This is a genomic window from Halobacillus sp. AWH4_228 (genome assembly GCF_056158365.1).
Genome location: NZ_JBSWTE010000001.1, coordinates 1850560 through 1872479 on the forward strand (window position 1 = coordinate 1850560; position 21920 = coordinate 1872479).

The 21920-nt window shown below is 45.6% G+C and carries 23 protein-coding genes and 1 riboswitch; of the genes, 16 read left to right on the forward strand and 7 right to left on the reverse strand.

Going from position 1 to position 21920, the window contains the following annotated elements; translation table 11 throughout:
- The first annotated feature begins 127 nt into the window (after nt 1-127).
- The 8 genes from ACXADP_RS09290 (at nt 128) to ACXADP_RS09325 (ending at nt 9427) form a co-directional block, all read left to right on the forward strand.
- Nucleotides 128-568 (forward strand): GNAT family N-acetyltransferase, encoded by a 441-nt coding sequence (locus ACXADP_RS09290; RefSeq protein ID WP_474971313.1) that lies wholly within the window; start codon nt 128-130, stop codon nt 566-568.
- 149 nt (nt 569-717) lie between these two features.
- Entirely contained in the window at nt 718-1089 is a 372-nt protein-coding gene (locus ACXADP_RS09295) for an ArsR/SmtB family transcription factor (RefSeq protein WP_474968837.1), read from the forward strand.
- A gap of 24 nt (nt 1090-1113) precedes the next feature.
- On the forward strand, nt 1114-3651 hold the full coding sequence (locus tag ACXADP_RS09300) for a heavy metal translocating P-type ATPase (RefSeq protein ID WP_474971314.1): 2538 nt from the start codon (nt 1114-1116) through the stop codon (nt 3649-3651).
- 196 nt (nt 3652-3847) lie between these two features.
- A complete protein-coding gene (locus tag ACXADP_RS09305; protein WP_474971315.1) occupies nt 3848-5434 on the forward strand; it encodes a M4 family metallopeptidase in 1587 nt (528 codons plus the stop codon).
- A 212-nt stretch (nt 5435-5646) separates the two neighbouring features.
- Nucleotides 5647-6492 (forward strand): ABC transporter ATP-binding protein, encoded by an 846-nt coding sequence (locus tag ACXADP_RS09310; RefSeq protein WP_474971316.1) that lies wholly within the window; start codon nt 5647-5649, stop codon nt 6490-6492.
- Entirely contained in the window at nt 6443-7393 is a 951-nt protein-coding gene (locus tag ACXADP_RS09315) for an iron-hydroxamate ABC transporter substrate-binding protein (RefSeq protein WP_474971317.1), read from the forward strand. Before ACXADP_RS09310 ends, ACXADP_RS09315 begins: the two co-directional genes overlap by 50 nt.
- A gap of 25 nt (nt 7394-7418) precedes the next feature.
- A complete protein-coding gene (locus ACXADP_RS09320; RefSeq protein ID WP_474971318.1) occupies nt 7419-8420 on the forward strand; it encodes a FecCD family ABC transporter permease in 1002 nt (333 codons plus the stop codon).
- Nucleotides 8417-9427: a FecCD family ABC transporter permease gene (locus ACXADP_RS09325; RefSeq protein WP_474971319.1), complete on the forward strand. Its 1011-nt coding sequence runs from the start codon at nt 8417-8419 to the stop codon at nt 9425-9427. Before ACXADP_RS09320 ends, ACXADP_RS09325 begins: the two co-directional genes overlap by 4 nt.
- 296 nt (nt 9428-9723) lie before the next feature.
- Here ACXADP_RS09325 and ACXADP_RS09330 read toward each other — a convergent pair whose 3' ends face one another.
- The 5 genes from ACXADP_RS09330 to ACXADP_RS09350 all read right to left on the reverse strand — a co-directional run bounded on the left by ACXADP_RS09330 (nt 9724) and on the right by ACXADP_RS09350 (nt 13371).
- Complete coding sequence (locus ACXADP_RS09330) at nt 9724-10665, reverse strand: metal ABC transporter solute-binding protein, Zn/Mn family (protein WP_474968830.1); 942 nt, start codon at nt 10663-10665, stop codon at nt 9724-9726.
- Between the two features lie 130 nt (nt 10666-10795).
- Nucleotides 10796-11653 (reverse strand): metal ABC transporter permease, encoded by an 858-nt coding sequence (locus ACXADP_RS09335; RefSeq protein ID WP_474971320.1) that lies wholly within the window; start codon nt 11651-11653, stop codon nt 10796-10798.
- Nucleotides 11654-11655: 2 nt separating this feature from the next.
- Nucleotides 11656-12396, reverse strand: coding sequence for a metal ABC transporter ATP-binding protein (locus ACXADP_RS09340; RefSeq protein ID WP_474968828.1), 741 nt, complete (start codon nt 12394-12396; stop codon nt 11656-11658).
- A 287-nt stretch (nt 12397-12683) separates the two neighbouring features.
- Entirely contained in the window at nt 12684-12932 is a 249-nt protein-coding gene (locus ACXADP_RS09345; protein ID WP_474968827.1) for a hypothetical protein, read from the reverse strand.
- A 19-nt stretch (nt 12933-12951) separates the two neighbouring features.
- Nucleotides 12952-13371, reverse strand: coding sequence for a hypothetical protein (locus tag ACXADP_RS09350; RefSeq protein ID WP_474971321.1), 420 nt, complete (start codon nt 13369-13371; stop codon nt 12952-12954).
- A gap of 410 nt (nt 13372-13781) precedes the next feature.
- Here ACXADP_RS09350 and ACXADP_RS09355 point away from each other — a divergent pair, with 410 nt between their 5' ends.
- The 4 genes from ACXADP_RS09355 (at nt 13782) to ACXADP_RS09370 (ending at nt 15206) form a co-directional block, all read left to right on the forward strand.
- A complete protein-coding gene (locus ACXADP_RS09355; RefSeq protein ID WP_474971322.1) occupies nt 13782-14126 on the forward strand; it encodes a MerR family transcriptional regulator in 345 nt (114 codons plus the stop codon).
- Nucleotides 14123-14587, forward strand: a complete 465-nt coding sequence (locus ACXADP_RS09360) for an SRPBCC family protein (RefSeq protein WP_474971323.1) — start codon at nt 14123-14125, stop codon at nt 14585-14587. The genes ACXADP_RS09355 and ACXADP_RS09360 overlap by 4 nt, the downstream gene beginning before the upstream one ends.
- A gap of 150 nt (nt 14588-14737) precedes the next feature.
- Nucleotides 14738-14938 (forward strand): hypothetical protein, encoded by a 201-nt coding sequence (locus ACXADP_RS09365; protein ID WP_474968823.1) that lies wholly within the window; start codon nt 14738-14740, stop codon nt 14936-14938.
- A complete protein-coding gene (locus ACXADP_RS09370) occupies nt 14919-15206 on the forward strand; it encodes an effector binding domain-containing protein (protein ID WP_474971324.1) in 288 nt (95 codons plus the stop codon). Before ACXADP_RS09365 ends, ACXADP_RS09370 begins: the two co-directional genes overlap by 20 nt.
- A 287-nt stretch (nt 15207-15493) precedes the next feature.
- Here ACXADP_RS09370 and guaC read toward each other — a convergent pair whose 3' ends face one another.
- Nucleotides 15494-16477, reverse strand: coding sequence for a GMP reductase (guaC, locus tag ACXADP_RS09375; RefSeq protein WP_474968821.1), 984 nt, complete (start codon nt 16475-16477; stop codon nt 15494-15496).
- A 239-nt stretch (nt 16478-16716) separates the two neighbouring features.
- Here guaC and ACXADP_RS09380 point away from each other — a divergent pair, with 239 nt between their 5' ends.
- The gene (locus ACXADP_RS09380) at nt 16717-18162 is read left to right on the forward strand and encodes an MDR family MFS transporter (protein WP_474968820.1); all 1446 of its coding nucleotides are present in this window, start codon (nt 16717-16719) and stop codon (nt 18160-18162) included.
- 33 nt (nt 18163-18195) lie between these two features.
- Here the strand turns inward: ACXADP_RS09380 and ACXADP_RS09385 are convergent, their stop codons facing one another.
- The gene (locus ACXADP_RS09385) at nt 18196-18837 is read right to left on the reverse strand and encodes a FusB/FusC family EF-G-binding protein (RefSeq protein WP_474968819.1); all 642 of its coding nucleotides are present in this window, start codon (nt 18835-18837) and stop codon (nt 18196-18198) included.
- A 179-nt stretch (nt 18838-19016) separates the two neighbouring features.
- On the opposite strand from ACXADP_RS09385, the gene ACXADP_RS09390 reads away from it, so the two are divergent.
- The 3 genes from ACXADP_RS09390 (at nt 19017) to ACXADP_RS09400 (ending at nt 21515) form a co-directional block, all read left to right on the forward strand.
- Nucleotides 19017-19691: a DUF421 domain-containing protein gene (locus ACXADP_RS09390; RefSeq protein WP_474968818.1), complete on the forward strand. Its 675-nt coding sequence runs from the start codon at nt 19017-19019 to the stop codon at nt 19689-19691.
- Nucleotides 19692-19889: 198 nt separating this feature from the next.
- On the forward strand, nt 19890-20801 hold the full coding sequence (locus tag ACXADP_RS09395; protein ID WP_474971325.1) for a DUF6612 family protein: 912 nt from the start codon (nt 19890-19892) through the stop codon (nt 20799-20801).
- A gap of 66 nt (nt 20802-20867) precedes the next feature.
- Nucleotides 20868-21515 (forward strand): class D sortase, encoded by a 648-nt coding sequence (locus ACXADP_RS09400; RefSeq protein ID WP_474968816.1) that lies wholly within the window; start codon nt 20868-20870, stop codon nt 21513-21515.
- A gap of 105 nt (nt 21516-21620) precedes the next feature.
- Nucleotides 21621-21811, forward strand: a riboswitch (cobalamin riboswitch).
- The last annotated feature ends 109 nt before the right edge of the window (nt 21812-21920 follow it).

A 21920-nucleotide genomic window follows, 5' to 3' on the forward strand; every position in this document is an offset into this window, starting at 1 on the left:
GTCGATCATATGGATGATGGTCATCTTATTGGTGATTGTCGTAGGAAGCGTGGTCTGGTTCATGGTTGCAGCGGGGGCTTGAAACGGTGGTTTCTTTACAGGGTAATAGTGCAGGAGGAGAGGGAAGATGAAAGGGTACAAAATCATAGAAATGAAAACGGAATCTGATTTCCGTTCTGTTTTTCCAGTCATGCAGGAGCTGCGTCCCCATTTAAGTGAGCAGAGCTTTGTAGAACTTGTTCAGGAGGCCGTCTCTGTGGATCGTTATCACCTTTATGGATTATGGAACGATGGATTGCTTGTGGCTGCTGCAGGATTCAAGCCGATGACGACGCTGTACTACGGCCGGTTCGTATGGGTATGTGATTTAGTCACAACTGCCGGAGAGCGCTCTTCGGGATGGGGGAGCATCCTCCTGCAGTTCATTGAAGGATGGGCCGAGCAGCCCGGTTTTACAAGCATCGCTTTATCTTCAGGACTCACAAGACAAAGAGCCCATAAATTTTACGAGAAACATATGCAGTACGAAAAAGTGAGTACGGTATTCCGGAAGCAGCTTGATACATAAAGTAGGTTTTGAGATAAAACAAAACCAGGAAAAACTGTCTCTCGAGAGGCAGTTTTTTCATTCTAATCTTCGTTTGAATGTTGACGCTTGAAAGCGTAGAGCATATGATGGGTATACAATCAAACATGTATTTGAATGAGGTGGACAGAATGCCTGAAAAGGTAATGAAAAAGCAAGCCGGAGATACGTGCGATATCTTCTGTTATGACGAGGCGCTTGTTCAGCGCGTGCAGCCTCAGGTGGAGCGGGTGTCCGGCGTGGAGCAGATTTTTAAAGCTCTTTCCGATCCGACACGCATGAAAATCGCCTACGCTCTAACCCTGGAAGATGAGCTGTGCGTGTGTGATGTGGCAAATATTATTGGATCGACAACCGCTACGGCCTCTCATCACTTACGGCTCCTGCGTAATATGAATCTTGCTAAGCATAGGAAGAAGGGGAAGCTCGTCTTTTATTCCCTGGCTGATGAACATGTCCGGCAATTAGTATCGATCGCCTTACTGCACAACGAACATGAGTGATGGTACAGAATGGAGATGGGGTTTATGAGTACGAACGAAAAAGATATACAAAATAGCTGCTGTTCCGGCAGCCACGAGCAAAAGCCGGGAGCGATCCAGTCCCGGTCTTCCTGCTGCTCGAAAGAGATTTCCAGCAGGAGGGATGAGGAACATTCCTGCCCCTCCAATCAACGAAAAGAGGATCAGGAGAACGTATGCTGTGAAACCAGTGAAGAAGAGGAAGACGAGGCTTCCGGTCCATCGGCACCTCCGACACAGCTTGCAGAATACCAGATTAAAGGCATGGATTGTCCTTCGTGTGCCGCAACGATTGAAAAAAGTCTCCGAAAAAAAGAGGGAGTGCAATCTGTTTCCGTCCATTATGGTACAGCTAAAATGGTTGTCGGCGGAGAAAGCCGGGCTGTTTATGAACAAATTCCTAATCAGTTGAGAAAGCTGGGATTTGAAGCCGAGCCTCTTCAAACCGGCAGGGAGATGGAAACATATAAAGTAGAAGGGATGGACTGTGGTTCGTGTGCCGTGACCATTGAAAAGCACCTCTCGAATCATCCCAGTGTTCAGGATGTACGCGTGAATTTTTCCACAGGTAAACTTCATGTCCTTCACACGACAAAACCTGAAGAGATCATGAGAGAAGTCCGAAAATCGGGTTTTGAAGCTTATCTTGAAAAAGGGGGTTCCTCTAAGGAAGGTCAAAAGATTCCTCGAAGACCTTTTCCTTCTGCTGCAATGTCAGGGTTTCTTCTTGCCCTGGGCTTCATCGGGTCCTTCACGTCGCTGTCTGTCGTATGGGTGACGGCTTTCTATGCGCTGGCCATTGCCGTGGGAGGGTGGAAACCGTTAAGAAGTGCTTTCTATGCTGTGAGAAGCGGCTCGCTTGATATGAACGTGCTGATGGCTTCCGCGGCTCTTGGAGCAGCCCTGATTGGGGAATGGTTCGAAGGAGCTATGGTCGTCTGGTTGTTTGCGTTAGGGAATGCCCTTCAAAATCGATCGTTGGAAAAAACGAGAGATTCCATTCGCAGCTTAATGAACATTGCTCCGGCTGAAGCGTTGGTGAAAGAAGGCCGTCAGTGGGTCAGCAAAGCTGTTGAAGCGGTATCGATCGGGGAGGTCATCGTTGTCAAGCCGGGGGACCGCGTTCCATTGGATGGAGAGATCATCCAAGGAGCTTCCAGCTTGAACCAGGCACCCATTACAGGTGAATCTCTTCCTGTTGATAAGCAGGAAGGAGATACAGTTTATGCCGGGACGATTAATGAGAGTGGCTCTTTGGAAGTCCGTGTAACGAAACGATCCGAAGATACAGCCATTGCAAAAATCATACATCTGGTGGAAGAAGCACAGGAAAAGAAAGCTCCTACCCAGGCGTTTGTAGACCGATTCGCAGCTGTTTACACACCTATTGTGTTTATGCTGGCTCTGTTAGTAATGGTCATCCCTCCGTTGGTTACAGGAGGAGCATGGAGCGAATGGCTTTATAAAGGGATTTCCCTGCTTGTTGTTGCCTGTCCGTGTGCCCTGGTGATCTCCACCCCGGTAGCGATCGTATCGGCCATTGGGAATGCAGCCCGGCATGGTGTACTGATCAAAGGTGGAACATTCCTTGAAAAAGCGGGTGCCATCCAAGCTATTGCCTTTGATAAAACCGGTACCCTGACAGAAGGTAAACCGAAAGTAGCAGATGTTATTGCTCTTAATGGAGAAAAAGAGAATCTCATCAGGATTGCGGGGACGATTGAAGAATATTCTACTCATCCGATAGCGGCAGCCGTATCATCTTATGCATCAGAACGGCAGATATCAACAGCCCGCGGGAGTGATTTCCGCACACGGCCTGGCAAAGGCGCCCAGGCCAAGATAGATGGAACTGTCTATTACGCAGGGAATCCGAAATTGTTCAAAGAACTGGGAGTTGATCTGGATGAAGTGGAAAATCAATTGGATCAGCTCGAGTCAGAAGGGAAAACCCTCGTTCTTATAGGTACGGATAAAGAAATACATGGGATCATTTCTGTCGCTGACTCTATCAGGGAAATCACGATCCGGTCGATCCAATCCTTGAAGCAATCGGGGTTAAAAGAACTGGTTATGCTTACGGGAGATAACGAGGGGACCGCCAAGCGGATAGCAGCAGAAGCAGGTGTGGACCGTTATTTCGCTGATTTGATGCCGGAAGATAAAACAAAAGCGATCGAGAAACTGCAGGAGGAAGGGAAACAAGTGGCTATGGTGGGGGATGGGATCAACGATGCTCCTGCTCTTGCTTCCTCAGACCTTGGTATTGCGATGGGCGGTGCTGGGACGGATACAGCTATGGAAACAGCTGACGTAGTTCTAATGGCGGATAATCTGGAAATGCTGCCTCATACGATACGATTGAGCCGTAAAGCCTTGACCATTATCAAACAGAACGTTTGGTTTTCCCTGCTTACGAAACTGGCGGCGCTCATTTTGATTTTTCCAGGTTTCTTAACGTTGTGGATGGCTGTGTTAAGTGATACAGGTGCTGCTCTGATCGTCATCCTCAATAGTATGAGACTGCTTCGCAAAAACGCATAGACCGAAGAAAATCCCGGATGAGACATCCGGGATTTTTTATGGTCGAGGATATTTTCGTTAGTTGAACCGCAGAAATATTCCCAAGTTCGATGAAAAAAGACAATCTTAAACGGTTTTAAACCCTATTACTTTCACAATTTCATTAACTGAAAATTATGATATATTAAAAATGTGCTAGATAAATAGGAGGGATTCGATGAATTGGAAATCAGTAATGGCTACCTTTGTTCTGGGTACGAGTCTTGTGTCTGGCGGGACACTCGCTCATGCGGAGACAGGCAAAGATGTAAAAGAGGTACCGAACGCATCGGAGTTTATGCAGAAAGAATGGCAGGCGAAAAATGTCAAATCAGAAAAAGGGATCCAGGAATTCTTTAAGCAGAATGCGAAAGACTTTCAGCTGAATCCATCCAAAGATTTGAAATTAATGGATACAGAAACCGGTGAACTTGGAATGAAGCATTACACATACCAACGGGTGATTGAGGGAATCCCTGTCGCTGATTCAGAAGTCGTGGTACATACCGATAAGAACGGGAATGTTTCAGCTGTGAATGGTGAATTTCATATGGATGCACCAGACAAGCTTGAAGAAAAACGAAGCGTAAGCAAGACGAAGTCGTTGATGCTCGCTTGGAAACACATTGACGTAGATCGCAGTGAAGCGGATAAAGTCCAGAAAAGTGATGTAGGTGAAGATTTTGAAACGTTAACGGAAAACACAGACCTTGTTGTGTTCCATGGTGAACAGGGGTATACGCTGGCTTACCAAGTGGAGCTTCAGTTTGCTCAGCCTTATCCTGCCAATTGGAAGGTGTATATTAATGCGGAGTCAGGAGAAGTGTTGAAAGCTGCCAATGCTGTCCATGAAGCTACAGGTACAGGAACAGGTGTATTGGGAGATACGAAATCACTTAACACCTACGCGTACAACAACACGTACTATTTATATGATACGACAAAGCCAATGAGCGGGGTTATTGAAACATTTGATAACTATGGTGGACAATTTAGTAATCTACCAGGAAGTTATGTTACCGATTCAGGTAATACGTTCACAAGCGAAAGACAGAAAGCGGCTGTAGATGCTCATTACTATGCTGGAGAAGTTTTTGATTATTTCTATGATACATTCGGTCGTGAAAGTTATGATGACCAGGGATCCAATATTCGTTCCACTGTCCATTACGGTTCGAATTACAATAACGCAGCCTGGACAGGGAACCAGATGATTTATGGAGATGGGGACGGCAGTACGTTCACATATCTATCCGGTGCTGACGATATCGTCGCTCATGAATTGACTCATGCTGTAACAGATACGACCGCTGACCTTGTGTATGAAAATCAGCCGGGAGCTTTAAATGAGTCCTTCTCTGATGTGTTTGGTTATTTTGTAGATTCAGAGGACTGGCTGATGGGTGAGGATGTGTATACGCCGGGTCGTTCAGGAGATGCGCTGCGTTCCATGTCCAATCCGAATGCCTATGACCAGCCCTCTCATATGAATGAATACCGCAACCTTCCGAATACAGAAGCAGGGGACTGGGGCGGTGTCCACATCAACAGCGGCATTCCGAACAAAGCTGCTTACAATACCATTAACAGCATTGGGAAATCGAAAGCAGAAAAGATTTATTACCGTGCCCTTACGGTTTACCTGACACCGAACAGTAATTTTTCCAGTGCCAAGCAGGCGCTTGAGCAGTCAGCTCAGGATCTATATGGATCTTCAACTGCCAGCGCTGTTACACAGGCTTGGAATAATGTAGGCGTCAATTAAGCAGAGGATCAAAAGAAGCAGAGCCACCGCTCTGCTTCTTTTTTTATGGAAAATACAGAATAGTATCGTATTTTTTCATGGAATGGGTAATTCCGCACATTTGAAAGGGAATGAAGCGTTGACAAATTTCCCGGGAGCACGTAGTATAATGTACGAGAGTGAGAATCATTATCACTGTTAAATGGTTTAAATGTTCGAAAGGGGTCCTTATTATGACACGTCTACATACGGATGGTCTCCATGTGGGCTACGAGGATAAACTCATTGTAGAGGATATGACACTGGAAATTCCGGAAGGGAAAATAACGACGATTATTGGGGCCAACGGCTGTGGGAAATCCACACTGCTGAAATCGATTGCACGCATCATCCCTAAACAGGAAGGCAGCATTTATCTGGACGGTGAAAGCATTCATCATCACCCGACAAAGGAACTGGCCAAAAAGATGGCGATTCTTCCTCAATCTCCGGAAGGTGCTCCAGGATTAACAGTCGGTGAGCTTGTATCATACGGACGCTTTCCTTATCAAAAAGGGTTTGGCCGTCTATCGAAAAAAGATCGGGAGATCATTGACTGGGCTGTTGAAATGACAGGAATGACGGAATTTAAATACCGGCCGGTGGACGCCTTGTCGGGTGGACAGCGGCAGCGGGTATGGATTGCAATGGCCCTGGCTCAGGAAACAGATCTCATCCTGCTTGATGAACCGACGACCTATCTTGATATGGCACACCAGCTGGAAGTTCTCGAACTGCTGGAACGGCTGAATAAAGAAGAAGGACGGACGATTGTCATGGTGCTTCATGATGTCAACCAGGCTGCCAGATTTGCTGATCACCTGATTGCATTGAAGCACGGACGAATCATAAAGTCTGGATCCGGACAGGAAGTCATTCATAAAAGCGTGTTAAGAAGGGTCTTTCATATTGATGCTGAAATCGTTGCGGACCCTCGAACAGGAAAACCTATTTGTTTGACATACAACTTATTAAAGGGAGATAGAAATCATGAAGAAAATCTGGCTGATCGGTCTCTTGTCACTGCTGCTCATTCTTAGCGCCTGTGGTGGTGGAGAAACAGAAAACGAAAATACAGGGAATGAAAGCGGAGACGATACACAAACCGAAGAGACGAGTTCTGATTCTGAAACAAGAATGTATGAGTCCGAAAACGGTGAAGTTGAAGTTCCGGCTGAGCCGGAGCGAGTGGTTGTCCTCTCGTCCTTCGCGGGTAATGTTCTTGCGCTGGATACGAACATTGTAGGGGTGGACGCATGGTCTAAAGGCAACCCGTTGTTCGAGGAAGATCTTGCGGATGCAGAAGAGCTTTCTGATGAAAGCCTTGAAAAAATCATTGAGCTTGACCCGGATTTGATTATCGGGCTGGCGAACACGAAAAACAAGGACAAGCTGAATGAAATTGCTCCGACCGTCACCTACACGTATGGTGAGCTCGATTATTTGGAGCAGCATGTGGAAATCGGGAAACTTCTGAATAAAGAAGAGGAAGCCCAGCAGTGGGTGGATGAATTTAAGGAAAAAGCCGGGGAAGCGGGTACAGAAATCAAAAATGAAATCGGTGAAGATGCGACGGTCACTGTATTCGAAGAGTTTGATAAGCAGCTTTATGTCTTTGGAGATAACTGGGCACGCGGAACAGAAATTCTCTATCAAGAGATGGAACTGAAGATGCCTGATAAAGTGAAGGAAATGGCGCTTGAGGATGGTTTCTATGCGATTTCTCCGGAAGTGCTCTCAGACTTTGCCGGGGATTACATGATTTTCAGTAAGTCGGATGGTGCAGACAGCTCCTTCCAGGAAACGGAAACGTACAAGAATATTCCTGCTGTAGAAAACGATCAAGTGTTTGAAGCAGATGCCGAAGCTTTCTACTTCAATGATCCTCTTTCACTGGAACACCAGCTCAGCTTCTTTCAAGAGAAGTTTTTGAACGAATAACCTTTTGTAGAAAAGATGAGACTTTATGCAGACTTTTTCAGTAAGGCAACTATATAAATTCATAATTGGAATCGCCGTCCTCATCCTTTCTTTCTTTGTCGCCATGACATTCGGGGCGGCGGACACCACCTTTAAGCAGGTGTGGGTTTCCATGACGACCAGTTCGCTGGACTCAACCACGACGATGTTAAGGGAAATCCGTCTGCCGCGGGAGATTGCTGCAGCCCTTGTCGGTGCGGCGCTGGCGGTGTCAGGGGCGATTATGCAGGGGTTGACCCGGAACCCTCTTGCTGATCCGGGTCTGCTTGGTTTAACCGCAGGGGCAAATGCTGCACTTGCGGTTACACTTGCTTTATTCCCTTCTGCGAATTACATGGGAATTATGCTGGCCTGTTTCATTGGAGCGGCCGTCGGAGTGGTTCTTGTGTTTGGAATCGGTTCAGCTAAACGCGGCGGTTTTTCTCCGTTCAGGATTGTACTTGCCGGAGCAGCCATTTCAGCGTTTTTGTTCGCTGTGGCCGAAGGTGTAGCCCTTTATTTCAAAGTGTCCAAAGATGTATCCATGTGGACGGCCGGTGGGTTGATCGGAACGTCCTGGAGTCAGATACAGCTGATTGCTCCCATTGTATTCATCGGGACGATCGTTGCTGTCCTGCTGGCCCGTCAGCTGACGATTATCAGCTTGAATGAGGAAGTGGCCGTTGGACTCGGGCAGAATATCCTGACTGTTAAAATTATCTTATTCATCGTCATTACCCTGCTGGCCGGAGCAGCGGTGGCGCTGGTCGGAAACCTTGCCTTTGTCGGTTTGATGGTGCCCCATATGGTCAGACCGATCGTGGGAAATGATTACAGGATGGTGCTTCCGATGTCTGCTTTGTTCGGTGGAGCTTTCCTTCTCCTCGCGGATACATTGGCCCGGACGATTAACGCCCCTTATGAAACGCCGGTTGCAGCGATTGTTGCTGTACTCGGTCTGCCGTTCTTCCTCTTTGTTATACAAAAAAGGGGGAATGCATTCTCATGATTCATCCTTCTGTCTTGAAAAAACAACGTCTATATCTGATCCTGCTTTCACTCTTAATTTTAGCAACCGCTGTAGCAGGGCTTGGTCTCGGATATTCCTCCGTTTCCTATGACCGGATTCTTCCAACGATCCTCGGGAACGGCGGTTTTAAAGAGGAATTTGTTTTATTTTCGATTCGTCTTCCACGGATGATCATAACCGTACTGGCGGGGATGGCTCTTGCTTTATCCGGCGCTATTCTTCAAGGGATCAGCCGGAATGATCTCGCTGATCCGGGAATTATCGGAATCAATGCAGGGGCAGGGGCTGCTGTTGCGCTCTTCTTTTTGTTTGCTCCCATTGATGCAGGCTCTTTCGTTTATATTCTTCCACTGATCGCATTCGGGGGAGCAATGATCACGGCTCTGGGTATTTATTTGTTTTCCTATAATAAAAGGACCGGGTTTGAGCCTGTCCGTTTAGTGCTGGTCGGTGTCGGGTTTTCCATGGCTCTTTCCGGTTTAATGATTATTCTCATTTCATCAGCACCAAGGGAGAAAGTGGACTTTATCTCCAAATGGCTGGCAGGCAGTATCTGGGGCACAGACTGGCCTTTCATCCTTGCGCTGCTGCCATGGATCATCGTTTTAATTCCATTTGCGCTTTGGAAAAGCAACGTTATGAATCTATTAAACACAAGTGAACCGGTTTCCATCGGCGTTGGTCTTCCGCTTAAGAAAGAGCGTTTTATTATGTTGATGACCGCGGTAGCTCTTGCTGCTTCTGCTGTATCCGTTACCGGAGGGATTGCATTTGTCGGTTTGATGGCTCCTCACCTGGCCAAGGTACTTATCGGTCCGAGAAGCCAGCTGTACCTGCCTTTGAGTATCCTGATAGGAGGGTGGCTCCTGTTGTTTGCTGACACGGTCGGGAGAAACATCGCAGAACCCGATGGGGTTGCAGCCGGAATTATGACTGCGCTTATCGGCGCCCCTTATTTTATTTATCTATTATTGAAGAAGTCCTGATCACCGGTTTCCTATTGCGGGACATCCGTTGACTATTAAAAAAATATGGATGTCTACTGGCAATCAGGAAGAGAGCTTATCATAGGCTTTTCTTGAAGAAAGGGAGAGTTTCTGAAGTCCAGAAACTCTCCCTTTTAATATTTCAGAGTCACAGGACAGCCAATTATTACGTCTCTTGAATCACTGAAAATCAGGCTGTAAGACACGTAAATGAATATATATACAGGGGGTGGGTCCCGGCCGCTTCCCGCTGTACAAAAAACGCCTCCCGATCAGCCGGGAGGCGTTTTTATCATTTATTGAGTCAATCCTTCTTTAATCGTTTTGATATTCCATTCCATCATGGAGATGTAACTGTCTCCATCTTCTCCAGGTTCAGCAAGGGAATCGGTAAAGACTTTACCCCTGATCGGAACATCGGTTTCTGATGATACAGCTTCCATACTCCGGGCATCAATACTGGTTTCGAGGAACAATCCTGTGATTTCTCTTTCATTGATCAAATCTACAATTCTAGTGATTTGATCAGGAGTCCCCTGGTTTTCCTGGTTGATTTCCCAAATGTATTCGGCTTGGAAGTTGTAAGCCTCACTGAAATATTTGAATGCTCCTTCACTTGTAACGAGCACACGTTCTTCCTCGGGGATTTCCTCGAACTGGGCCACTGCTTCATCATGCAGATCCTGCAGTTCTGCGATATATTCTTCTGCATTTTTTTCATAGACTTCCTTGTTCTCAGGATCCACCTTAATCAGGCCGTCCCGTGCGTTTTCAGCATACTGGATCCCGTTTTGAATATTCAGCCAGGCGTGAGGATCTTCTTCACCCTCCTTGCCTTCTGTCGTTAAGTACATGGCTTCAACATTTTCACTCATTAAAAAGACAGGAGCATCGTCGCCGGCTTTTCCGGTGGTTTCCATCAGTTTATTGAACCATGAATTTCCCGCTTCCAAATTCAAACCATTGTAGAATACGGCATCAGCATCCGTTGTTTTCTTAACATCTTCCGGTAGTGGATCGTATTCATGGGGGTTGGAGCCGATGGGAGCGAGACTGTGAATCTCCACTTTGTCACCACCGACATTTTTAACGATGTCATAAATAATGGAGTACGTCGTTACGACCTGTACTTTTTCATCTTCCTCTTTCGTACCGCTTGCTTCATTGTCTCCACAGGCTGCCAGAAAGAGCAGAGTGGAAAACACGAGTACACTAAGGATCCAATTCTTTTTCAACATAATATCATTCCTCCTGACTATTCGTTAATCGTTGTTTTATACCATGGTGCTTTAGATAACAAGTGGTAAAAGGGAAGAGGTACTTGTCTTCCCTGCATTAATGATGACTCCCATTAACTTTATTCATTCATTAAACGAGGGATGCCCGCTTTTTCCTTGCTTTCAGCATTTTCCATAGAAGTCCGTGCTTTGGTGAGAAAAGGAAGACGAGAATAAAAAGAGCGGTGGCTGCTAAAACAATGGCAGCTCCTGAAGCCAGGTTGTAGGTGAAACTGAAGTACAACCCTGTAATGCTTGATATGACGCCGATACCGGCAGCGAGAAAAATCATGATGGAAAGCCGGTCTGTTAATAGGTAAGCGGCTGCTGCCGGCGTAATCAACATGGCTACGACGAGGACAATGCCGACGGTCTGCAGAGAAGCCACGGTTACCATCGTCAACAGAGTCATAAGAAAATAATGAATCATACGTACAGGCAGCCCATAGGCGGCCCCCATCGTTTCGTCGAAGGATGTAACGAGCAGTTCTTTATAGAATAAATACACAGCTGCCAAAACAAATAGACCGATGCCCATGGTGATCCACATATCTGACGAACGGACGGCGAGGACATTCCCGAACAGGATGTGATACAGATCTGTACTGCTCTTCAGCAGTGTAATAATGATAATCCCGGCAGCGAATGCAGCGGTGAACATAATTCCAATGGATGTATCATGTTTGATCCGGCTGTTTTGACTGACGAATCCAATGGCAATGGCCGTCAATACACCGCTGAAAACGGCACCGAAAAAGAAGTTGATTCCCAGCATATAAGAAATGGCAACACCAGGTAGGACGGCGTGTGAGATGGCGTCTCCCATGAGTGCCATCCCTCTTAAGATAATGAAGCAGCCAATGACTCCGCAGATGATACCGACCATAATCGATGTAAGCAGCGCTTTTTGTAGAAATTCATATTGAAAGACGGCTTCAATAAATTCCATAATTACACTCCAATCTCTTTCATAAAGGCGAATTGCCCTTGGTAAGCTTTGGCGATGGTTTCTGTACGGAAAACTTCACTGACAGGACCGAAACCTACCAATTCTTTATTTAGTAAAATGAGCTGATCGAAATATTCTTCTGCTTTACTTAAATCGTGGTGGACGACCACGACGGTTTTTCCCTGCCAGCATAATTGCTTCAAAATCTTGACGATCGTTTCCTCACTGGATACGTCGACTCCTACAAAAGGCTCGTCAAGAAAGAACATATCCGCTTTTTGGGCCAGGGCGCGGGCAAGAAATACACGCTGCTGCTGTCCCCCGGAAAGTTCACCGATCTGTCTCTTGCTGAAATCTTTCATACCGACTCTGTCCAAACACTCCAGTGCCCAGGTTTTTTCTTTTTTTCCCGGTCTCCGGAACAGTTTCAGGTTGGGATAGGTGCCGAGCAGGACAGCATCGAGGACAGTAATTGGAAAATCCCAGTCGATATCATTTCTTTGAGGGACATAGGCGATTTTCCGTCGTGCTTCCTGAATGGGATTCCCGAATAACTGTATGGTTCCTTTATCTTTAGGAATCAGATTCAGTACAGCTTTTAGAAACGTAGATTTACCTGCGCCGTTTGGCCCGATAATGCCGATAAGGTTCCCTGGCTGCACAGAGAGGCTGATACCTTTGACAGCTTCATTTCCATAATAGGAAACGTGAAGATCTTTGATGGATATAGCTGGGTGGTGCATGATGATCCTCCTTTAATCATTTTCTATATGCATGGTTCGTGCATGTCTTCATAAAATTTATATTAGGGCATTTAAATTTGCCGAGTGCAACTTTTAGTTTAAAAAAGATACCCCTTTACTATATGGGGGTCCCAAAAAAAGATGACAATATTGCTTTTGGCATAAAAAGTTTCCTTTGTGCAAAATATATAGCTAACTCCATGAAATGTCAACAGTGAAGACAGAATATTATACGAAAGTTTATAAAAAAGGTACATTCCGGGGGAGTGTACCTTTTGGCCTTCTTCTTATTGGGCGCTGTTCACTTTTTTCTCGGCAATATAATCTTCCGGGCGTTCTTTCTGTGCGATCAAGTCCTCCATCGTAACTTCATTCTCGTTCGTTGAAAGGGAAGGCAGTGAATTCATAGATTGAACGCCGGGGTTTTGAATGAGCTGTGAAAGCTGACCCTGGTTTTGTTCGTAGAGCCGGTAGCCCACTGCTCCAACGACTGTTCCTGATACAAATCCCATCATGAAATCCTTATTTAATACCATAGTGATACCTCCTGTTTTTTTAGAATGCCAGTATTCTTTTTTTATTTGAATCATTTAAAAGCTCAAGGACGTTGACAGCCCACGTTACCATCGCTACTTGAAGAATGTTTCCTGCCCCGATGGACAGCATGCTTACATTTCCTGTGAGAACATCCGGGTGGCGAAGTTTGTTTTCTCCATGGGACAAAACCGTATAAGCAGTGGAAATGACGACGGCATAGTCGAGCATTCCAGGAACATTCCCCGGTTTGTTGTTCAAGTAGGCCAGCAGAATAAGGAATCCTGTTACAAGACTACGTAGAAAATCCTTGCGCTGGGCAGGGGCAATATTGATCATGATATTGTCCAGCGGATCAAACTGCGTCTGCTTGAAAAATAGACTGATAAAACGGAGGATGATTTTTCTGTTAATCACGTCCTTGGAGTAGTGAACCGTCATCGATTGAATAGCCGGCTCAATGAACGTCTATCCTGTAAGATCCCAGCACTTTTTCCAAGCGCTTTAAAAATAAGACTTGCTTTACTTTAGTGAGCATAGCGGACTCCTTTGCGATAGATTGTTTAACAGGTTTATGATTAAGCGCATGTAAATTTCCATTATATGACAAGGTAAATTCCTCATGTTCTTACTTCGCATAATAGGGTTGAAGTCCACACTTCAGACAATATCTTTCAACGTTAAACATGAAACAAAAACTACCCGGACTTTTATCCTGCCTGGTGCAGCGTGAAAGATTCGTAATGATAGAGGAAATAAGGTCAATGGGAGGGGATGTTTTTTTCATTTGGAAAGATTCCTTGACTATGGTGTGTACCCCACGGTTTATAATAAGTGCAGGAGGGTGTGTCATGTATAAAAGAAGTGAATTCTCAAACATTACCGGCCTCAGCAAGGATACACTCCGGTATTATGCAGAGGTGGGCCTGTTGGAACCGGCTTTTATTCATCCCGAAAACAAGTACAGGTACTATGATGACGGCAGCTATTTTCTCGCTCTTCTGCTTGGTAAACTGCGGAGGTTCGGTTTTTCCATACAGGAAATGAAAACGGTCATGGACGATGACTCCTTTACCATTCTGGAAAAATTGTTAGCCGAAAAGAAAAGCAAAATGGAACAAGAGGCAGAAGATATTCAAGAAAGAATTAAGGAACTGGATGATTTTATCCAATCTGGTAAGGAGGAGAACGAATGATAGAATGGGAAAAAGAAAAAATGATCGGCGCTTCACTTGAGGATGTGTGGGATCTTTTCAAAGATAAAAACATTAAGCGGATCATGCCTAAGGTGGAAGAGCATAAGCTGATCGAAAAAACAGAAACGGAAGCTGGTGCGAAACATCTTCAGACTTACAGAGAAGGGAAGCGTCTCGAAACCTATACTGTAGATACGCTTGTGTATGAAGACAAACCGGCATTTAAACATAAGAAAATCGCTTTTGTGATTGGCAGAGCGTTTGAAGTAACGGCGTCCTTCCGATTGGAAAAAGTAGATGATTCAACAACAAGGTTGATATACTCCGGGTCCAATCGTGGGACCAACTTTGTCGGCCGTGCCATGATGAAGCTGGCGAATAAAAAAGGGAATGATACAGTCGTCCAGGAGTTTGTCGACCGTGTAGAAGAGCAGGCGGCACTGTCCAGCGAAACAAGGTAACGGAATAGATGGATGCTTATTATTGGAAGACCTGATTATTTATATGGGCTGGTTTGGAAAGGGGAAAAAGAGGCACATACGTAGTAGAGAAAACAGATTGAACCTCTGACATAACTGATAAATCTTGTTTTACGGGAAAGGAGTGAGTTTATGGAAATCATTACGCTTCCGGAATGGAAGACCGCCTGCCGGAGATGGGAAGGGAGTTACACAGAGCTTTCGGATCTGAAAGGGTTTATAGAGGGTGTAATGGCGGAAATGATCGCAAGAGCTGACCTTGAGCATCTATCTGAACAATGGGGGTTTTCTTATCATACGAGGGATGATGGATTTGTCCACTATTCAGGTTGACGAGTCGGTGGAAATTCCCTCGACGATGAATCTTCAAACGATTCCAGAACAAACCTATCTGCACGTGCAGCATTTGAAAGGAAAAAGTGTTGCAGATACCTATACAGCTGTCTATCAATGGTTTAAGAATATGGGGAGACAACCTCATCGTGAACCTGGTGTGGAGTATGATGATCTGCAAATCAAGTTCGAGAAGTACCCGGTGCCAAGGGAAATGGATCATCATGATTTTGATATATACATCCCACTTCTGCAGCGAGATTATTGATACGGATGGAAAAGAAGAAGACCGTCCCGGCTTTAGAAACATCATGTAGAGGTGGCTTTATGTCATCTTGATTGCAAAGGCCCGCATATGGGAAGAAGCCTGTCGGTAGCACGGCCTCCGTTAACTTTTTCCGGTAGAGATTCCTGACCAAGCAGATCTTCGAATGATCGTGCTTCTGCAGGCATACTTAACGGGCTTTTCATAAGATCGGGAATCCATTGTACAAAAAAAGCTGCCGGAAACGTTACCGACAGCCTGACCGGCCGTAGAAGCGGCCGGTTTTCTTTTTAATAAACTTTGTCTCCATTGAAGATGGAGTTTTTTACAATGACATAGTCCACGTGTCGAATGCCATCAAGGTCGGTACCGCCTGCATAACTGATGGCGGACTGAAGATCCTGTTCCATCTCTGTAAGGGTATCTTTCAAATGTCCTTTGTATTCTACGAACATCTTCTTGCCCTCGACGTTTTTCTTTTCCCCTTTTTGATATTCAGAAGCAGAGCCAAAATATTCTTTGTAGAGTTTCCCATCTTTTTCAACGGTTTCTCCCGGGGATTCTTCGTGACCGGCAAAGAGGGAGCCGATCATTACCATGGAGGCGCCAAAACGGATGGATTTTGCGATATCTCCATGGGTGCGGATTCCGCCGTCGGCAATAACAGGTTTACTGGCTGCCTTTGCACACCAGCGTAAAGCTGCCAGCTGCCACCCACCCGTACCGAAACCGGTTTTGACTTTGGTAATACATACTTTTCCTGGTCCGATTCCTACTTTAGTGGCATCGGCTCCGGCATTTTCAAGTTCCCTGACGGCTTCTGGAGTACCGACATTTCCAGCAATGACGAACGTGGAAGGAAGGTGGGCTTTGATGTGCTGAATCATGTGAATGACAGCGCTGGAATGTCCGTGGGCGATGTCGATCGTAATATAATCCGGAGTCAGATGGCGCGCAGCCAATGATTCGATAAATTCATATTCGTCTTCCTTCACACCAACACTAATGGAAGAAATTAAACCTCTTTCCTTCATGGTTTCAATAAAACGGGTGCGTGTTTCAGGCTGGAAGCGGTGCATGATATAGAAATATCCATGTTCAGCAAGCTTTGTTGCTGTTTCATCATCAATAATGGTCTGCATGTTGGCGGGAACCACAGGCAGCTTGAACGTATGATCTCCAAATTGAACAGAGGTGTTGCATTCAGAACGACTATTTACGACACATTTTGCGGGAATTAATTGAACATCTTCATAATCAAATACATTTTCCATCAAAATCACTCCTGAAACACGAATATTTTAGTAATAATTAAAATTATTGTTCGTACAATAGTAATTTACATCATTGTGAGCTTTCTGTCAAAGAAAGATTGATATCTTTTCTTTATAAGGAAGTCTTTGTAAAAGCAGGTGTAAATGATCGTAAAGAAAAGCAAAACCCTTGCAAAAGTGGATCATTTTATAGAACATAGGGAAGGATTGTACTTTGACAGAGAAGATGGAGGTTCAAAATGGAGACGACGCAGAATAGAAAAATTATATTGGCCACGTTTATGATCGGGGCGTTTTTTGCCATTCTCAACGAGACGCTTTTGAACATAGCTTTAACAGAACTTATGGATGTTTTCGGCTTAAGTGCTCCGACGGTCCAGTGGATGGCCACGGGCTTCATGTTGGTGATGGGGGTCTTGATGCCGATATCCGCCCTCTTAATTCAATGGTTTACGACGAGACAGATGTTTATCGGAGTTATGACGATCTTCTTAATAGGAACGACAATTGCAGCGTCCGCATTGAACTTTCCGATGCTTTTAACCGGGCGTATGATTCAGGCGGTGGGAACGGGATTGTTAATTCCTGTCATTATGAATGCCCTTCTTTTGCTGTATGAGCCTGCGGTCAGAGGAAGGATTATGGGAACATTCGGACTCGTCATCATGTTCGCTCCAGCGATCGGCCCGACATTATCCGGGGTCATTGTTGATTTCCTGGGGTGGCGCTGGTTGTTTATTACCGTCATTCCATTTGCTTTGTTTTCCATCATTTTCGCATGGAAATTCCTTGAGAATGTCGGTGAGATCACACGACCGAAGGCGGATGCAATTTCGATTGTCCTTTCTTCTATAGGAATCGGCGGAATCGTCTATGGCTTCAGCAGTGCAGGGGAAACGGAAGCAGGATTCGCCTCACCCTCGATCATTGTGATCCTGGCTGCTGCAGTTATCAGCATGGTCTGGTTTGTTTTCCGCCAGCTCCGTTTGGATGAGCCGCTTCTTGATGTACGGGTTTTTCAATACCCGAGCTATGCCAGAGGCATCTCTATTTTTGTTATTGTCATTATGGCGATGTTCGCTTCCGAAATCGTCATGCCGATGTATCTCCAGGGTCCCCTTGGATATTCCGCCAAAATCGCCGGACTGCTTTTACTTCCCGGCGCCCTGCTTAATGGGTTGATGTCACCGGTCATGGGGACGTTATTTGACAAAGTCGGCCCACGGAAGCTGATTATTCCCGGGACGATTATCCTGACAGGGGTGATGTTCTTCTTCAGCCAAATCACACCCTCCATCCCGACGTGGAGTTTTGTTCTTGCTTATATCCTGCTGATGTTGTCGATTTCAGCCATTATGATGCCATCCCAGACCAATGCGCTGAATGAGCTGCCGAAGCACTTGTATCCTCATGGAACAGCGATAGCCAATACGCTGCAGCCGATCGGAGGGGCGCTTGGAGTATCCATTTTTGTCAGCATTATGAGCCAGGGGCAGAGAAATTATCTCGATGGAGAACAGGCACAGGAGGGAAGTGCCCTAATGACCGAAGCCATGACAGCCGGCGTTCATCAAGCTTACTGGTTTGCGCTTGCCCTGGGAGTTATCACTGTGGTCATTGCCTTGACGATTAAGCGGGCGGTTTCTCCCGATTACGACAAAGAAACTGAACAGAAACAAGCATAAAAAAAGCCCATCCGGATTCCGGATGGGCTTTTTTTATAGGTTCATCATACGCTTGATGAACGACTCCAGAGGTTTCCTGGACTTTATATTTTCGTTGCATTTCCTGCTGTCATAGCAGATATAATTCCCACGGGTTACGCTTTCTTCAGCATCTTTTCCTTTGCTGGTGACCGTAAACAGGCCGACACGCTCCTGTTCATGGCAGAGCGTGCATATGTTCTTCTGCCTGGATGGCAGGTAGTGTCCGTAAAGACCGGTATACCGGTCGTCGACTTTCGTGATGATATATTTACGATTGGCTGCAGGGTCATTCCACCCCATATAGGACATTTCAGCCCAGTCCATTTCATCGAATTCCGGAACCTGAAGTTTTTTTACTTTAGGAAACAGGAGGCTGATTTCTGCGTCGGTCAGCTTCGGGAAAGGAATCACATAATGCTTCAGTCTGGAAAAATAAAAAATGGCATCTGTTTCTTCCTGCACCTCTTCAATCTGACGGATCAATTCGTGCTGTCCTTCCGTTAACGCTTCAAAAACATCGAGGGCTTTTTCGGAAGAAAGAGAGGTAAGTGCCTGAGTGACCGATGAATCATTGGTCGTCCGGTGGCCGTTCAGCAGATTCTGGGTTTCATTCTTTATATAATGGTATTGATCGGAGCGGATAAATGCATCCATGTTTATACCTCCGTTTCTAGTAGGTGTGGTCTTATTATTTCAGAGCCGTTTCATTTCATCAACTTAAAGGCTTATTATTCACACAGGAACCCTCCAAATATAAAATTCGGTGGCTTTTTCATAATCCCTGATGAAATATGGAACGCTAGGGTTAAGGAAAAAAGTAAGGAGGGTGCCTGATGAATACGGTTATGTATCTTGGAAGCGGAATCGTTTTATTTTTTGTATTATATATACTGGCCCGGACACTTGGAAAGAAATTGACATCCCAGATGACGCTTTTCGATTTTATTGCAGGTATAACCCTGGGAAGTATGACAGCGACGACGTTTCTGTCCCCAAGTGTGTCCCTTCCGCGTGGCATCCTTGCCCTCGCTTTATTTTCCGGACTGGTTTTTCTTATCGACCATTTGACGTTGAAAAGTCTTTGGATCCGCCGGATTTTCAATAGTGAAGCAGCCATACTCATGAAAGATGGACAGATTCAGATGGAAGAAATGAAAAAAGTACGTTTTACAGTGGATGAACTTATTGCCGAGTTAAGAAAAAAAGGTGTCTTCAGTTTCAGCCACGTGGAAGCAGCTGTACTCGAAACCGACGGGACTGTCAGTGTATTAAGGAAAGCGGAGGCTTCTCCGGTCACTCCTGCCCATATGAACCTTTTAACTCAAACCACCTCTTCTCCCTACCTGGTGATCATAGATGGAGAAGTTGTCAAGAAACAACTCCAGCAGAGCGGTTTCAGCGAACAATGGCTTCAGGAGCAGGTGAAAACGGAGGGGTTTGTTTCTTTTAAGGAAATTTCTGCATGCCAAATCCATCAGGATGGATCTCTGTACCTTTCGGGAAAGTAACCGGCGTTCCTAACGACTATAGACTCAATCCTTCGACAACATCTGGAATAAAAATGCAGAAAATGAGGATTTTATGTTTAAAAGTGAGAGGGGTGGGTTATTAACCTGTAGGTGGAAAATAGTGGGTTGGGTCAGCTTTTGGATCATACATACATAGGAAACTCACCGTAGAAGCCAATATGAAACGGGAGTGTTTGGATGAAGAAAAAGTTTTTGAGTACGATGATGGCTGGTGCTGTTCTGTTTGCGTTACCTCTTCAAGCCGCTGCGGCTGATAGGAGTGCGGAAGACATCTTGAAAAAATCGAACGAAGCGATGATGGGTCTGGACAGCTATACGATCCATACGTCTTCTGAACAGACAGTACCGGGGATGGAAGGCGGAGAAAACTCCGAAGTGACATCTGAATCAAAGGCGGATGTCATGCTTGATCCTCTTACAATGCATATGATGACGACCATTGCCGGTCAGGAAACGGAATCATATTTGACGGAGGATGGGTATCACGTTCAGGTGCCTGAGGAAGGCTGGGTGAAAATGTCCGGAGATCTTGGAAATCTTCAAAAATCCATGATGGCAGAAGGGCAGATGTCCCAAGCGATGCCGCTTGCCTCAGACATGACCGTCAGTGAGGAAGATGACGCTTATGTACTGACCTATGAAGGTGACGGCGAAAAACTATTGAAAATGTCCACGCAAATGCTTCAATCTTCCGGCAGTCAGCAGGATTCGGAGCAGTCTGCTGAAATGCAGAAGATGATGGAGCAGTTGATGGAGAAAGTTGAAATTGAAGATTTCTCTTATCAAGTAACCATTGATAAAGAAAACCATTATATGACAGGTATGATGATGGACATGAAAATGATGTTTGAGGACAGCGGTGAATCTGTAACTATCAGTCAGACTTCTGATGTCACTCTTTCCAACTTCAATGGGGTAGGCTCTATTGAAATTCCTCAGGAAGTCCTGGATGCCCAGACACTCGAAGAGGCTGCCGGCGGTGAGCTTCCAGACACGTCTTCCAATGAACCGGTTTACGCATTAGCAGGTGCACTTGCTGCCGCTGCTGCCGGAGTCGTCCTTTTGTACAGAAGAAAAGAGACAGCATAAGAAGGAGATAGAGAAGCCGCACAGCGGCTTCTCCCTTTCTTTATTAATGAAAAAGGAGGTTTTTTCGTGAATAAATTTCTTATTGGGATCATAACCATCGGGCTTTCCATCTCTCTGTTTTATGGACTTCAATGGTGGAATGCTGCCGGTGCAGTAGAGAAGGTCTCCCAAGAAGAAATCAGTACATGGGAGGAAGCTTCCACGGAAATAAATGAAATGGCGGTCTTGGATGGCCCTGATCGTAAAACGGCAGGGAAAGAGAAGGTGTACAGTGAGCAAGTATCTACATATGAAAAAGGAGAAGAGATGGGAAGGCTGATCATCCCGATGCTTAACAAAGGATACACCACTTACTGGGGCGCGGATGAGGATTCACTGAAACGGGGCGTCGGCATGTATGTGAGTGAGTGGACCACCACTCCTGATGAAAAAGGGCATACCGTGTTAAGCGGGCACCGGGAGACGGTTTTTACGAACCTGGGCGATATCAAACAAGGAGATTCCCTTTTTTATGAGTATGAACAAAAGCGTTATGAATACAAAGTAGAGAAGACCTGGGTTACTGATGCAGACGACCGCTCTGTCATTGTGGATAAGAAGGAGCCGACATTGACACTGACTACCTGTTACCCGTTTAATTTTGTTGGAGACGCGCCTGAAAGGTATATCATTCAAGCTTCTTTGGTCCACGTTAGTGAAATGGACGGATTATGACAAGAGGATGGACAGCTTTGACAGGCAGGTTGGATTAAATAAAGTCCGGCGGAAAAAAAGAAAATGGGAGCAATTTAGTCAAATTTCGTTTACAATAGAAATGAACTACATATTGGAAAAGCAGGCGCAATTGAACGACTCAATTGCTTAATAGGGAAGCTGGTGAAATTCCAGCACGGTCCCGCCACTGTAACAGAGAGAGACCCGCAGATGATCCACTGTACGCAAAAACGTATGGGAAGGAGCGGGGCTTGTTGACCTGAAGTCAGGAGACCTGCCTGCTTTAAACACCAAAAAAACCTACGCGGATAGGAGGGTGTGTCGAAAGATTAGAAGGGACCCGTCTGCGGTGTTTTCTAATGGTGCACATCTTTTCCGGGGATGTGTTTTTTTGTGTTCCAAGGA